11 protein-coding genes are annotated in these 15,169 nt (G+C 72.2%); all 11 read left to right on the forward strand.

Features of this window, described 5'->3' with window-relative positions:
• The first annotated feature begins 3 nt into the window (after positions 1–3).
• From asnB to OG521_04580, 11 genes are read left to right on the forward strand one after another with little or no spacing between them, the layout of a single operon-like run.
• Entirely contained in the window at positions 4–1,938 is a 1,935-nt protein-coding gene (gene asnB / locus OG521_04530; GenBank protein ID WUW20091.1) for an asparagine synthase (glutamine-hydrolyzing), read from the forward strand.
• A 17-nt stretch (positions 1,939–1,955) separates the two neighbouring features.
• Entirely contained in the window at positions 1,956–4,136 is a 2,181-nt protein-coding gene (locus OG521_04535) for a bi-domain-containing oxidoreductase (protein WUW20092.1), read from the forward strand.
• Positions 4,133–6,091: a heparinase II/III family protein gene (locus tag OG521_04540; GenBank protein ID WUW20093.1), complete on the forward strand. Its 1,959-nt coding sequence runs from the start codon at positions 4,133–4,135 to the stop codon at positions 6,089–6,091. The genes OG521_04535 and OG521_04540 overlap by 4 nt, the downstream gene beginning before the upstream one ends.
• A gap of 9 nt (positions 6,092–6,100) precedes the next feature.
• Positions 6,101–7,627 carry a right-handed parallel beta-helix repeat-containing protein gene (locus OG521_04545; protein ID WUW20094.1) on the forward strand — a complete coding sequence of 509 codons (1,527 nt, stop codon included), beginning with the start codon at positions 6,101–6,103 and terminating at the stop codon, positions 7,625–7,627.
• A complete protein-coding gene (locus tag OG521_04550) occupies positions 7,627–8,865 on the forward strand; it encodes an O-antigen ligase domain-containing protein (GenBank protein ID WUW20095.1) in 1,239 nt (412 codons plus the stop codon). The genes OG521_04545 and OG521_04550 overlap by 1 nt, the downstream gene beginning before the upstream one ends.
• Positions 8,866–8,867: 2 nt before the next feature.
• Positions 8,868–10,139, forward strand: a complete 1,272-nt coding sequence (locus OG521_04555) for a glycosyltransferase (protein WUW20096.1) — start codon at positions 8,868–8,870, stop codon at positions 10,137–10,139.
• Complete coding sequence (locus tag OG521_04560) at positions 10,140–11,375, forward strand: class I SAM-dependent methyltransferase (GenBank protein ID WUW20097.1); 1,236 nt, start codon at positions 10,140–10,142, stop codon at positions 11,373–11,375.
• A complete protein-coding gene (locus tag OG521_04565; GenBank protein ID WUW20098.1) occupies positions 11,372–12,181 on the forward strand; it encodes a glucose-1-phosphate cytidylyltransferase in 810 nt (269 codons plus the stop codon). The genes OG521_04560 and OG521_04565 overlap by 4 nt, the downstream gene beginning before the upstream one ends.
• Positions 12,178–12,825, forward strand: coding sequence for a PIG-L family deacetylase (locus OG521_04570; GenBank protein WUW20099.1), 648 nt, complete (start codon positions 12,178–12,180; stop codon positions 12,823–12,825). The genes OG521_04565 and OG521_04570 overlap by 4 nt, the downstream gene beginning before the upstream one ends.
• Before the next feature lie 3 nt (positions 12,826–12,828).
• On the forward strand, positions 12,829–13,854 hold the full coding sequence (locus OG521_04575; protein ID WUW20100.1) for an SDR family oxidoreductase: 1,026 nt from the start codon (positions 12,829–12,831) through the stop codon (positions 13,852–13,854).
• The gene (locus tag OG521_04580; GenBank protein WUW20101.1) at positions 13,842–15,164 is read left to right on the forward strand and encodes a DUF4910 domain-containing protein; all 1,323 of its coding nucleotides are present in this window, start codon (positions 13,842–13,844) and stop codon (positions 15,162–15,164) included. The genes OG521_04575 and OG521_04580 overlap by 13 nt, the downstream gene beginning before the upstream one ends.
• Positions 15,165–15,169: the final 5 nt, after the last annotated feature.

Below are 15,169 nucleotides of genomic sequence, written 5' to 3' on the forward strand. Positions count from 1 at the left end.
CACATGTGCGGCATCGCAGGCACGTTCCGCTGGCCGGACGGAAAGGCCGTGACCGACCGGCTCACCGAGGTACTCGCCCATCGCGGCCCGGACGGGGCCGGCCGCTACAGCCACCCCGCCGGTGACGGCGAGGTGCACCTCGGGCACCGCCGGCTGGCCGTCGTCGACCTGTCCCCCACCGGCGCCCAGCCGATGGTCTCGGGCGGCCTCTCCCTGACGTACAACGGCGAGCTGTACAACGCCCCCGAACTGCGGGCCGAACTGTCCGGCGCCGGGGTGCGGTTCCGCGGGACCTCCGACACCGAGGTGCTGCTGGAGGCGTGGCGTCGCTGGGGCACGGACTGCCTGCCCCGGCTGCGCGGCATGTTCGCGTTCGCGGTCTTCGACGAGCGCACCGGTGAACTGGTGCTCGCCCGCGACCAGCTCGGCGTCAAACCGCTGTTCCTGCTCCGGCGCGGCGAGGGGCTGGTGTTCGCCTCCGAGCTGAAGGCCCTCGCCGCGGTGACCGGCGGGTCGCTGGAGGTGGACCATGCGGCGCTGGTGTCCTCACTGCTCTACTACTGGGTGCCGGACTCCCGCTGCGCCTTCCGCGAGGCGGAGAAGCTGCCGCCGGGGAGCTGGCTGCGGTGCCGGCCCGACGGCCGGGTGGAGCGCGGCCGGTTCTGGAATCTGAAGGACGTCGCCGCCGAGGGCAGGGAGCGGGCCCTGAGCGGCGAAGTGCCGGACCTGGCCGCCGTCGTCGAGGACTCGACCCGGCGCCACCTGCTCTCCGACGTACCCGTGGCGACGTTCCTGTCCGGCGGGCTCGACTCCAGCTATCTGACCGCGCTGGCGGCCCGCCACCAGCCCGGCATGTCCGCCTACACGATCGGGTTCCGCGCCGAGGACGCCAGGTTCGAGGCGATGCCGGACGATCTGCGCTACGCCCGGCAGGTGGCCGCCCGCTTCGGCGTCGACCTGCACGAGATCGAGATCGCTCCGGACGTCCTGGATCTGCTGCCGCGGATGACGTATCACCTGGACGAGCCGATCGGCGACCCCGCCGCGATCAACACCTTCCTGATCTGCTCGGCCGCCCGGGAGGCCGGGGTCAAGGTGATGCTCTCGGGGATGGGCGCCGACGAGCTGTTCGCCGGGTACCGCAAGCACCTGGCCAACCTGCTGGCGCTGCGCTACCAGCGCGTCCCGCGCGTTCTGCGGCGGGGTCTGTCGGGAGCCGTGGACCGGCTGCCGGTCGCCACGTCCCGCCGTGGCTTCCGGTCGGTGCGCTTCGCCAAGCGGTTCCTCTCCTTCGCCGATCTGCCGGAGGAGGCCGCGTTCCGGCGCAGCTACACCATGTACGACCAGGACGAGCTGCTCGCGCTGCTCAATCCGGACCTGGCCGGGACGGTCGACGACGTGCTGACCGAGCACGCGGACATCTACCAGGACAACGACCTGGACGACTTCGTCAACCGCATGTGTCTGGCCGACTCCCGGATGTTCCTGCCGGGCCTGAACCTCGCGTACACGGACCGGTCGAGCATGGCCGCCTCGACCGAGGTGCGGGTGCCGTACGTGGACGTCGAGGTGGTCAGGGCCGCGTTCGCCGTGCCGGGTGATCGCAAGATCGTCGGACGGCAGGGCAAGGCGGTCCTCAAGGAGGCGGCTTCCTCGGTCCTGCCGCGGGAGATCGTGTACCGCCCCAAGGGCCTTTTCAGCGCCCCGCTGCGCGCCTGGATGAGCCGGGATCTGGCGCCGCTGGTGCGTGAGGTGGTGAACGACGGCCTGCTCGTGCGGTCCGGGTTCCTGCGCCGCGACGCGCTGGCGCGGCTCGTCGCCGAGGACGCCGCCGGGCACCGGGACCACTCCAAGCATCTGTGGCATGTGCTGACCCTCGAGTACTGGTACCGCGGCGCGACCTCCGGAGCCGGCCAGAGCTCCTCCCCGACGGCGTAGAGAGCAAGAGGACATCGATGAAGCAGGTTGTACAGAACTACAGGAGCGGCGAGTTGGCACTGCTCGACGTGCCGGTTCCGGGCTGCAAGCCGGGCGGTGTTCTGGTCCGGACCGGCTACTCGCTCATATCCACCGGCACCGAGCTCATGAAGGTGTCCGAGGCGGGCATGTCGATGCTCGGCAAGGCCCGCTCCCGGCCGGACCAGGTGGCCAAGGTCGTGCAGAGCGTGGCCTCGAACGGGGTGCCCGCCACCTACCGCAAGGTGATGGGCAAGCTGGACTCGTACACCCCGCTGGGCTACTCGCTGTGCGGGGTGGTCGAGCAGGTCGGCGCCGGGATCGAGGACGTGGCGGTCGGCGATCTCGTGGCCTGTGCCGGCAATGAGCACGCACTGCACGCCGAGCTGAACTGGGTGCCGAAGAACCTGTACGCCCCGGTGCCGGACGGGCTCGCGCCCCGGCACGCGGCCTTCGGCACCGTCGGGTCGATCGCTTTGCAGGGAGTGCGCCGCGGGGAGCCGCAGCTCGGCGAGGTCGCGCTGGTCATCGGCCTCGGGCTGATCGGGCAGCTGGTGGTGCAGCTCCTCACCGCGTCGGGGGTCCGCGTCGTCGGGGCCGACCCCGACCCGGAGCGCTGCGAACTGGCCGCCGGGCTGGGCGCCGTGGCCTGCGGGGATCCGGCGTCCGCGGCCGTGGAGACCGCCGTCGCGGAGCTGACCGACGGTCACGGCGTGGACCAGGTGTACCTGGCCGCGGGCGGCGGCAGCAATCAGCCGGTCGAGCTTGCCGCCCGGCTGAGCCGGGACCGCGGGCGGGTCGTCGACATCGGCAAGTGCCGGCTGGACCTGCCGTGGAACGCGTACTACGAGAAGGAGCTCGACGTCCGGTTCTCCCGCAGTTACGGCCCCGGTCGCTACGACCCGGAGTACGAGCTGGAGGGGCGCGACTACCCGATCGGCTATGTGCGCTGGACCGAGCGCCGCAATCTGGCGTGCTTCCTCGATCTCCTCGCCCGCGGCCGGGTCGACGTGGAGCCCCTGGTCTCCCACGTCGCCGCGTTCGACGAGGCCGTCGAGACGTACCAGCGGCTGAAGGACGGCGGTCTGAAGGCCGTGGCGGTGCTGTTCCGTTATCCCGAACGGGCCGTCGAGCCGGAGGCCGTGGCCGTGCCGGCGGTGCGGCGCGACGCCGCGGCGCCCACCCGGGCCCGGGCCGTGGACACCCCGGTGCGCCTCGCGTTCGTCGGCGCCGGCAACTACGCGACGTCGATGCTGCTGCCGCACCTGGCGACGCGCGACGGCGTCCGGCTGTCGACGGTCGTCACCACGACGGCGCTGTCCGCGGCCAACGCGCAACGGAAGTTCGGCTTCGCCGATGCGACCACCGATCTCGACGCGGTACTCGGCGACCCGGCGATCGACGCGGTGTTCGTGGTCACCCGGCACAGCTCGCACGCCGACCTGACCGCGAAGGCGCTGCTGGCCGGCAAATCCGTGTTCGTGGAGAAGCCCCTGGCCCTCACCGAGGAGGAGCTGGCCGTCGTACTGGACGCCGTGGAGAAGTCCGGCAACGACCGGCTCCAGGTGGGCTTCAACCGCAGGTTCGCACCACTGCTGCAGGAGGCCAGGAAGCGGTTCGGCACCAGGACCGGGCCGGCCAGCGTCCGCTATCTCGTCAACGCGGGCCGGCTCGACCACGGCAGCTGGTACCTCCAGCAGGGCACCGAGGGCTCCCGGTTCGCCGGCGAGGGCGGCCACTTCGTCGACACCGTGAGCTGGCTGCTCGACGCCGACCCGGTCTCGGTGTACGCGGCCGCCCCGTCCGGCAACGAGGACCTCCAGATCGTCCTGCGCTACCCGGACGGGTCCACCGCCACCCTCAGCTACGTCACGAGCGGCGCGGCCGGCTTCCCCAAGGAGACCCTGGACCTGGTGGCCGACGGCAAGGTGCTGCAACTCGACGACTTCGTCCGGGCCTCGGTCTACGACGGCCGCGGCAAGCGGTGGGTCAGCTCGCGGCTGCCCAGGGCCCGGGACAAGGGCCAGTCCGCCGAACTGGCGGCGTTCGTCAGGGCCGTGCGGTCCGGCGGGCCGATGCCCACGCCGCTGGAGTCCCTGGTCACCACCACGGCGGCCACCCTCGCCGTGCAGGCCGGTCTGGCCGGCGGCGCGCCCGTGACGCTGGCGCGGCCCCGATGACCATGAGCGCGGGCTGGTACCTGCGGCGGCTGTCCCGGATGGGACCGCGGGAGGTCGCGGGACGGACGGGTGACGCGGTGCGCAGGCGGCGGTGGCGCTCGGGAGTGCCGGACGGTCCGGGAGCGACCGGCGCCCGGTTCACCGCGGGACTGCCCGCGGGGACGGTCGCCGCGGTGCCGCCGGACGCCGCGAAGCGCCTCGTCGCCGAGGCGGACCGGCTGATGGCGGGGCACGCCGGGTTCTTCGGGGTGGAGCGCGGCGATCTGGCGGACCCGGACTGGTGCCACGACCCGAGGACCGGGCGCCGGGCGCCGGGCGGTTACGCCTTCGACGTGCCGTACCGCGACGAGGACGCGGTGGGGGACATCAAGCAGATCTGGGAGCTGTCCCGGCACCAGTACCTCACCGTGCTCGCCGCCGCCTACGCCCTCACCGGGGACGAGCGGTACGCCGAGCGTGTGGCCGGGCACCTGCGTTCGTGGTGGGCGGCCAACGCGCCGCTGCTCGGCGTGCACTGGACCAGCGGCATCGAGCTGGGGATCCGGCTGCTGTCCTGGGTGTGGGTGCGCCGGCTGCTCGACGGCTGGCCGGGCGCGGCCGGGCTGTTCGAGGACAACCCGGTGGCGGTCCGCCAGATCTGGCACCACCAGCGCTGGCTCGCGGCCTTCCCCAGCCGGGGATCCTCGGCGAACAACCACGTCATCGCCGAGACCGCCGGACAGTTCGCGGCGGCCTGCGCGTTCGACTGGTTCCCCGCGTCCACGCGGTGGCGGGCCGACGCGCTGCGGTCACTGGAGAGGCAGTTGCGGAGCAACACCTTCCCGTCGGGCCTCAACCGCGAGCTGGCCACGGAGTACCACGGGCTGGTGCTCGAACTCGGCCTGGCCGCGGTCGCCGAGGCGGACACGGCCGGTGTGCCGGTCCCCGCGTCGGTCCGGCTGGTGCTGCTGCGGATGACCGACGCGCTCGCGGCCGTCGTGGACGACCGGCTGCGGCCGCCGCGGCAGGGCGACGCGGACGACGGGCACGGTCTCGTCGTGGACGGGCCGGGCACCGACCGCTGGGCCTCACTGCTGGCCACCGGGGAAGCGGTGTTCGGCCGGCTCGACTGGTGGCCGGCGGTGACCGGCACCGATGTGCGCACTCCCCTGCTGGCCGCGCTCATCCGGCCGTACGCGCGGAACGCGGCCGGAGCCGCCGTGTCCCGCCCGGTGCGCCGGCCGTCCCATTTCGCCGACGCGGGCATGACCGTCCTGCGCGGTCCGGAGAAGATCTGGTGCCGCTGCGACGGCGGGCCGCACGGATTCCTCTCCATCGCCGCGCACGCCCACGCGGACGCGCTGTCCGTGGAGGTCCGGCACGACGGGGTCGACGTTCTCGCCGACCCGGGGACGTTCTGCTATCACGGGCAGCCCGAGTGGCGGCGGTACTTCCGGTCGACGCTCGGCCACAACACCCTGGAGATGGACGGCGACGACCAGTCCGTCTCCGGCGGCCCGTTCCTGTGGACCCGTCAGGCCCGCAGCCGGGTCCTGGAAGCGGACACGTCCGACGAGGCGGTGGCCCGGTGGTGCGCCGAGCACGACGGGTACGGGCGTTCCGTGCACCGGCGCCGGGTTGAGCTGACGGCGGCGAGCCGGGAGCTGAAGGTGACCGACGAGGTGCGCGGCGAGGGCCGGGCCGTGCGGCTGGCGTTCCACCTCGGCCCGGCCGTCACCGCGGACCTGACGGGGAACCTGGCGGCGCTCAGCTGGACCCTGGACGGCGAGGAGCGCTCCGCGGCGCTCGAACTGCCCGGGCGGCTGAACTGGCGGGCGCACCGCGGTGAGAGCGACCCGCCGCTGGGCTGGTACTCCCCCGGCTTCGGGCGCAAGGAACCCTCCACCACGCTGGTCGGCACGGGTTTCGCCGACGGCGCGGAGGGGTTCGTCACCGTGCTCAGGTTCCACGGCTAGGGGGGACCTTTGCGGATCAAGTGGCGGCAACGGGCATGGCCGGCCGCGCCATTGGTGCTGGCCCTGCTGGCGACGGCCGGCTGCGACGGCCCGACGGACGCGAAGCCGGGGCCGAGCGCATCGCCCTCCGTGCCCACGGCCGCGGCCCGGGTGTGCGCCCGGCCCGCGGCCGGACCGGCGAAGGCGCCGGCGGGGTCGGTGACGGTCGACCCCGCGGTCACCGGTGACCTGGCCGCGAAGACGAGGAGGAGCCCCGCCGGCACGACGTTCTGGCTGCGGCCCGGCACGCACAGGCTCGGTCCTGACCGCTACGCGCAGGTCGTGCCCAAGCGGGGAGACGTGTACCTCGGCGCACCGGGCGCCGTGCTCGACGGGCGGAAGACCAACCAGTACGCGTTCAGCGGCACCGCCCGCGACGTCACCATCCGTTACCTGACCGTGCGGGGGTTCGTCGCGCCGCACGACGAGGGCGTGGTCAACCATGACTCGGGCGACGGCTGGGTGATCGAGCACGCCACGATCCGGAACAACTCCGGCGCCGGGCTGATGGCCGGTGCCCGCCAGCAGGTCCGCTCCAGTTGCCTGCGCGACAACGGGCAGTACGGGATGAACGCGTACAAGGGCAGTGGTCCTCTCACCGGCCTGGTGGTCGAGGGCAACGAGATCGTGGGCAACAACACCGGCGACTGGGAGCGGCGGCGGCCCGGCTGCGGCTGCACCGGTGGCGTCAAGTTCTGGGCGGTGAACGGGGCCGACATCCGCGGCAACTGGGTGCACGACAACCGCGGAACCGGGCTGTGGGCGGACACCAACAACAACGACTTCCGCATCGAGGACAACGTGCTGGAGGACAACGACGGTGCCGCGCTGATCTACGAGACCAGTTACAACGCGGTCATCCGGAAGAACACGATCCGGCGGAACAACTGGGTGCAGGGCCGCACGTACGCCGAGCGCGGTGACACCTTCCCGTTCGCGACCGTCTACGTGTCCGAGTCCGGCGGCGAGCCACGGGTCCCGGCCCGCACCGACAAGATCGAGATCTACCGGAACGTGCTGGAGAACAACTGGTCCGGAATCACCCTGTGGGAGAACGCCGACCGGTTCTGCAACAGCCCCGCCAACACCTCGTCCGGCGACTGCACGCTGCTGGTGAAGCGGAAGAGCAGCTGCGCCGAGCCGGCGATCGACTCCGCACCGCTCTACGCCGACTGCCGGTGGAAGACCCAGCGGGTGGACATCCATGACAACCGCTTCGTGCTGGACAAGTCCGTCGTCGACTGCACCGCGAAGTGCGACCGCATGGCGGTGCTGGCCAACTACGGCACCTACCCGGACTGGTCGCCGTACCAGGGCGACCGGGTGGCCGAGGCGATCACCCGCAAGCAGGACAACCGCTGGCACGACAACGTCTACACCGGGCCGTGGAAGTTCGTCGCCCACGATCCGAGCCGGGTGCTCGACTCCTGGCAGTGGCAGGGCACGCCGTACGCGCAGGACAGGAACAGCACCTTCCGCACCGGGGAGGACGGCTGATGGAACGGGAACACGCGCCGAGGGCCGTACAGACCGCCTGGGGGCTGCTGGTCCTCAACACGCTCGGCTCCGCCGGGGCGGAGACCATCGTCCCGCTGCCCCGCTCCCTCATCCAGATGGTCACCATGGGCTCGCTGGTCGCCGCGTTCGCGCTGGCGCTCCTGGCCAACCCCCGGCTGCGGATCCGGGCGAGCGCCTTCCTCTTCCTGCTGACCCTGCTGCTGGTGCCGAGCCTGATCGCCAGCGCGGGCCTGGGGTCGGGGTTCGGCGCGCTGTTCCGCTGCGCCCGGCTGGCTCTCTTCATCGGCACGCTGTGGCTGCTCAGCCGCTGGTGGGACGGCGGCCCGAGGTTCGTCAGGTACCACATCCGGATGTACTTCGTGGTCCTCGGGTCGGTGGCCGCCGGCCTCGTCATCTCGCCGGGCGCCGCCCTGCCGGAGCTGTACGGGGGGCGGCTGGTCGGGGCGTTGTGGCCGCTCACCCCGCCCCAGATCGGGCAGTACGCAGCCGTGATCATCGGGCTCGCCGTGCTGCTCGCGCTGGGGGGCCGGACCGACCGTCGCAGTGCGGCGGTGGTGATCGTGCCGGCGCTCGCGCTGCTCGCCCTGACGCACACCAGGACGGCGACGCTGGGTCTGCTCGTCGGGCTGGTGCTGGCGATCGGTTCGCTCTTCCTGACCAGCGCCGCCGCCCGGCGGTTCTTCACCTGGGCGGTGGTGGGCGCGGCGGTGGTGGCGGTCGGATTCGGTTCGGCGCTGCAGACCTGGTTCCTGCGCGGGCAGAGCCAGGAGAACTTCTCCAGTCTCACCGGCCGGGCCAAGGTGTGGGACGCCCTGCTGGCGGCTCCGCGGACGCCGGCCGAGTACGTGTTCGGCGCGGGGCTCGGCGACAAGTCGTTCGGCGGGCTGCCCATCGACAACAGCTGGCTGGCCGTCTTCCAGGAGCAGGGGATGACCGGCGTCGTCCTGGTGGCGGCGGTCATCGTCGTGCTGGGCGTCGTCGCGCTGCTGCGTCCGCCGTCGCTGTCGAGGGCCTGTGCGATCTTCCTCATCAGCTACTGCGCGCTCGCGTCGTACACCGAGGCCGGGCTGGGCGACGCCTCGCCGTATCTGCTGCATCTGGCCGTGGCCGCCTCGCTGTTGGCGACGCCCGCCCCGGCCGCTCCCCTCGCCCTGCCGGCGCCCGCGGTTCCCCGTCGGCGCGTCCCGCGCTGGGCCCGGAAGACGGAGGTGATCTGAGCATGCACGTCCTCGTGGTGCACAACCGCTACGCCTCGGCACAGCCGAGCGGGGAGAACAAGGTCGTCGACCAGGAGGTGGCGCTGCTGCGCGGGGCCGGCCACCGGGTCGAGCTGTTCGAGCGGCGCAGCGACGACATCTCCGCCATGTCCCTGCTGGGCAAGGCCGCGCTGCCGCTGCTGGTGCCGTGGAACCCGGCGGTCCGCACGGAACTCGCCGGCCGGCTCCGCTCGGAGCGGCCGGACGTGGTGCACATCCACAACGTCTTTCCGCTGCTGTCACCCGCGGTGCTTGCGGCCTGCGCCGACGCGGGCGTGCCCGCCGTGGCCACGCTGCACAACTACACGCAGGTCTGCCCGCCCGGCACCCTGCAGCGGGCCGGGCTGCCGTGCACCGAGTGCGTCGGTTCCGGGCCGCTGCCCGCCGTGCGGCACGGCTGCTACCGCTCCTCCCGGCTGGCGACGGTGCCGCTTGCGGTCAGCCTGTCGGTCAACCGGCGGCGGTGGTGGTCCGGTGTGGAGCGGTTCTTCTGCATCTCGGCGGCGCAGCGCGCCGTCCTGGTGGAGGCCGGCATGCCGGCCGGGCGGCTGGCCGTGAAGCACAACTTCGTGCCCGAGCCGGGAGCCCGCCGCACGGGCCCCGGTGAGCACCTGCTCTATCTCGGCAGGCTCGCGGAGGCCAAGGGGGTGCGGCTGCTCATGGCCGCATGGGACAGGGCGGCCGCGGACGGCGGGGTGGGGGTGCCCCTCGTGATCGCCGGCACGGGACCGCTGGAGGGGGAGGTGACCGCCTGGGCGGCGGGACGCGAGGACGTGCGGTACGCCGGCCTGCTCGACACGGCTCAGTGCCGGGAGGCCGTCGCGCGGTCGGTCGCCGTGGTGGCTCCCTCCACGTGGCTGGAGGCTTTCGGCCTGGTGGTGGTGGAGGCGATGGCGGCCGGGGTCCCGGCCGTCGCCGCCGGTCACGGCGCGTTCGTCGAACTCGTCGACGACGGGGTGAGCGGGCTGCTCCACCGGCCGGGCGACGCCGACGCACTGGCGTCCGCACTGCGCCGGATCACGGCTGATCCGGTGCTGGGCCGGGAGATGGGACAGGCGGCCAGGCGCCGTTACGAGCAGGACTTCAGCCCGGCCGTCGGGCTGGAACACCTGGTGGAGGGATACCGGGCCGCGATCGCGGGCCGGGCCGGTGACGGGGACAGCCCGCCGCCGGCAGGGGACGGGAACACTGGCTCGCGACGGGGTCGCCCGCGCGAGCGGGATGGGGGCAGTTAGATGACACGATGCCGACTCTGCGGTTCGGCGGCGCTGGCGAGCGTCGTCGATCTCGGGGCGACTCCGCCGTGCGAGAGCTTTCTCGCCGCGGACCAGCTGGACCGGCCGGAGCCCGCGTACCCGCTGCACCTGCGGGTCTGCGCCGAGTGCTGGCTGGCGCAGATCCCTCCGCTGATCACGCCGGAGGAGACGTTCACGCAGTACGCGTACTTCTCCTCCTACTCGACGTCCTGGGTGGAGCACGCGCGCACGTTCGTCGCCGATGCCGTGCGGCGGCTGGGGCTCGGGTCCGACGCCTTCGTGGTCGAGGTCGCGAGCAACGACGGGTACCTGCTGAAGCACCTGGTGGACCGCGGGATCCGGTGCCTCGGCATCGAGCCGTCGGTGAACGTGGGCGCTGCGGCCCGGGACGCGGGTGTGCCCACGCTCACGGAGTTCCTGGACCCGGCCACCGGTGCGGGCGTCCGCGCCGAGCACGGTCCGGCGGACCTGGTCGTGGCCAACAACGTGTACGCGCACATCCCCGACGTGGTCGGGTTCACCCGGGGGCTGCGTGCCCTGGTCGCCGACGACGGCTGGGTCTCCATCGAGGTGCAGCATCTGCTGACGCTGATCGAGGAGAACCAGTACGACACGATCTACCACGAGCACTTCCAGTACTACACGGTCGCGTCGGCGGCGCGGGCGCTGGCGAGCGGGGGGCTCGCGCTCGTGGACGTCGAGCTGCTGCCGACGCACGGCGGCTCCATCCGGCTGTGGGCCCGGCCGGCCGAGGTGGCCGGCGAGCCCAGCCGCAGGGTGGCCGCCGTGCTGGACCGGGAGAAGGCGGCGGGGCTGGGCGAGCTGTCCGGGTACACCGAGTTCTCCGACCGGGTGGCCAAGGTGCGGCGGGACCTGCTGCGGTTCCTCATCGACGTGGCCGAGCGCGGTGAGACGGTCGTGGGCTACGGCGCCCCCGGCAAGGGCAACACCCTGCTCAACCACTGCGGCATCCGGCCGGACCTGCTCCCGTACACGGTCGACCGCAATCCGTACAAGCACGGCAGGTTCACCCCGGGCACCCGCATCCCGATCCTGCCGCCCGAACAGATCGCCGCGGACCGACCGGACTACGTCCTCGTCCTGCCGTGGAACCTGCGGGCCGAACTGGTCGAGCAGCTGTCGTTCGTGCACGACTGGGGCGGCCGGCTGGTCTTCCCCATACCGGAACTGAGCATTGTCGAGGCCAAGTCATGAAGGTCGTACTGTTCTGCGGTGGTTACGGGCTGCGCATGCGCGCCGGAGCCTTCGACGACGTGCCCAAGCCGATGGCGATGGTCGGGCCGCGGCCGCTGATCTGGCATGTGATGCGCTACTACGCGCACTTCGGGCACACGGAGTTCATCCTGTGCCTCGGGTACGGGGCGGACCACATCAAGGACTTCTTCCTCAACTACGAGGAGACGACGTCCAACGACTTCGTCCTGCGGGGCGGGCGGACCGAGCTGCTGTCCACCGACATCGCCTCCTGGACGATCACGTTCGCGCAGACCGGCATCGAGTCGCCGATCGGGGAACGGCTGCGCCGGGTGCGGCACCACCTGGGTGACGACGAGATGTTCCTCGCCAACTACGCGGACGTGCTCACCGACGCGCCACTGACGGAGATGATCGACCGGTTCTCCCGGCGGGACGCCGGTGCGTCGATGATGGTGGTGCCGCCCCAGTCCTCGTTCCACTGCGTGGATCTGGGCGAGGACGGCCTGGTGGGGGGCATCACGCCGGTGAGCGAGCTGCCGCTGTGGGAGAACGGCGGCTACTTCGTGCTGCGCCAGGAGGTCTTCGACCACATTCCGGAGAACGGCGACCTGGTCGGGGACGGCTGCGCGGCGCTGGCCAAGCAGGGGCGCCTGGTGGCGCACCAGCACCGCGGCTTCTGGAAGCCGACCGACACGGTGAAGGAGCGGGCCGCGCTCGACGACTCCTATGCCCGGGGCGACCGCCCGTGGGCCCTGTGGGAGCGGGGCGGCGCGGGTGCGGAGGCCCGGGTGAGGGCCTCGTGATCCGGCTCTCGGGCGGCGGTCTGGACCGGGTCGTGGCGGTGGGTGCGCACTGCGACGACATCGCCATCGGCGCCGGCGGCACCCTGCTGGCGCTGTGTCTCGCACGGCCGGGTGTACGCGTGGACGCGCTGGTGCTCACCGGCGGCGGCAGCGACCGGGAGCAGGAGGAGCATGCCGCGCTCGCGGAGTTCTGCCCGGGCGCCGACCTCCGGCTGACCGTGCACAAGCTGCCCGACGGCCGGCTGCCGGCGCACTGGGACGAGGCCAAGGCCGCGGTCGAGGAGCTGCGGGAGCGGACCGATCCGTCGCTCGTGCTGGCGCCGCGCACCGAGGACGCGCACCAGGACCACCGCGGTCTGGCGAAGCTGGTGTCCACCGCCTTCCGCGACCACCTCGTGCTCGGCTACGAGATCGTCAAGTGGGACGCCGATCTCGGCCGTCCGACGGCCTACCAGCCGCTGTCGCCGGAGATCGCCGAGCGGAAGGTGCGGCTGCTGCAGGAGCACTACCCCTCGCAACGGCACCGGCCCTGGTACGACCGGGAGGCGTTCCTCGGGCTGGCCCGGATCCGCGGCATCGAATGCCATGCGCGCTACGCCGAGGCGTTCGCCGTCACCAAACTCACTCTCGACCTGGGGGAATGAACCTTGCGCGTACTACTGACCGGGCACCAGGGCTATCTCGGCACCGTGATGGCTCCCGTACTCGAGGCCGCCGGGCACGAGGTCGTCGGTCTCGACGCCGGCCTGTTCGCCGACTGCGTGCTGGGGCCGCCGCCCGCGGACCCGCCGGGGCAGCGGGTGGATCTGCGGGACGTCACGGCCGAGCACGTGGCCGGGGTGGATGCGGTGATCCACCTGGCCGCGCTCTCCAACGACCCGCTGGGTTCGCTGGCGCCGGAACTCACGTACGACATCAACCACCACGCGTCCGTGCGGCTGGCCCGGCTGGCCCGCGATGCCGGGGTGCGGCGCTTCCTGTACGCGTCGACGTGTTCGGTCTACGGCGCCGCCGGCGGTGAGGACCTGGTGGCGGAGGAAGCCCCGCTGCGCCCGGTCACGCCCTACGCGGAGTCCAAGGTGCGGGTCGAGGACGACCTGCACGCGCTGTCCGACGGCGACTTCAGCCCGGTGTACATGCGCAACGCCACCGCGTTCGGGTACTCGCCCCGGCTGCGCGCCGACATCGTGCTGAACAACCTGGTGGGCCACGCGCTGCTCTCCGGCGAGGTGCTGGTGCTCTCCGACGGCACCCCGTGGCGCCCGCTGGTGCACGCCGCCGACATCGCCCGGGCCTTCACGGCCGCGCTGGACGCGCCGCGCGAATCCGTGCACGACCGGGCGTTCAACATCGGCAGCGAGTTCAACAACGTCACGGTGGCCGAGATCGCCGGCCAGGTCGCCGAGGCGGTGCCCGGATCGAAGGTGGTGATCACCGGGGAGAACGGTGCCGATCCGCGGTCGTACCGGGTGGACTTCTCCCGGTTCCGGGCCGCGGTACCGGGCTTCGAATGCGAGTGGACGGTGAAACGGGGCGCGCTGGAACTCGCGGACGCCTACCGGAAACACGGGCTGACCCGGGAGGACTTCGAGCGGCGCTTCACGCGGCTGGCCGTGCTGCGCGCCGCGACCGACGCCGGTGCAGTCGACGCCACCCTGCGGTGGCACGGGTGACCGCGGCCGGCGAGCAGATGCACGCGCTGGTGGAGCGGCTGTACCCGCTGTGCCGGAGCATCACCGGCGACGGTGTGCGCGCCACTCTGGAGATCATCGACGAGTACGTTCCGCTGCGGGTGCACGAGGTGCCGACGGGGACGCAGGTGCTCGACTGGACGGTGCCGCAGGAGTGGAACATCCGGGACGCGTACATCGCCGACGCCGCGGGCGAGCGGGTCGTCGACTTCGCCGCGTCCAGCCTGCACGTGCTCGGCTACAGCGTGCCGGTGTCGAGGACCATGCCGCTGGCCGAGCTCCGCCCGCACCTGCACACTCTGCCGGACCACCCGTCCTGGGTGCCGTACCGCACCAGTTACTACGAGCCGGACTGGGGCTTCTGCCTGGCGCAGGAGACCCTGGACGCGATGCCGGACGGCGAGTACGAGGTGCACGTCGACTCCACCCTGGCCGACGGACACCTCACCTACGCCGAGCACGTGGTCCCGGGGCAGGTCGCCGACGAGGTGATCATCTCCTGCCATGTCTGCCACCCGTCGCTGGCCAACGACAACCTGGCCGGCATCGCGGTGGCGGTGTTCCTGGCCCGGGCGCTGGCGCAGGAGACGCCCTACTTCACCTACCGATTCCTCTTCGCGCCCGGCACCATCGGGGCGATCACCTGGCTGGCCCGCAACACGGAACGGGTGACGGAGGCGTCCGCCGCCCGGTCGGAGCCCGGAACCGCCGGAAAGGTCAGACACGGACTGGTGCTGGCCTGCGCCGGCGACCGGGGCCAACTGACGTACAAGCGGAGCAGGCGCGGTGACGCGGAGATCGACCGGGTGCTCCAGTACGTGCTGGGCACCTCCGAACGCCCGCACCGGATCACCGAGTTCACTCCGTACGGCTACGACGAGCGGCAGTTCTGCTCGCCCGGGTTCAATCTGGGGGTGGGCTCGCTCACCCGGACCCCGTACGCCGGATACCCCGAGTACCACACCTCGGCGGACAATCCGGACTTCGTCTCCCCGGCGGCGATGGCGGACACGCTCGACGTCTGCCGCGAGGCGTTCGCCGTACTGGACCGCAACCGGAGCTACGTCAATCTCAGTCCCTACGGCGAACCACAGCTGGGCAGGCGCGGGTTGTACGGAGCTCTCGGCGGGCGCAGCGACGCGAAGCAGGCCCAGATGGCCATGCTCTGGGTGCTCAACCTGTCCGACGGCGAGCACAGTCTGCTGGATGTCGCCGAGCGGTCGGGGCTGCCGTTCGACACCGTCGCCGCGGCGGCCGGAGCCCTGCGGGGCGCCGGGCTGATCAAGGCGTGAGGCCG

Source organism: Streptomyces sp. NBC_01463, assembly GCA_036227345.1.
Lineage (GTDB): Bacteria > Actinomycetota > Actinomycetes > Streptomycetales > Streptomycetaceae > Streptomyces.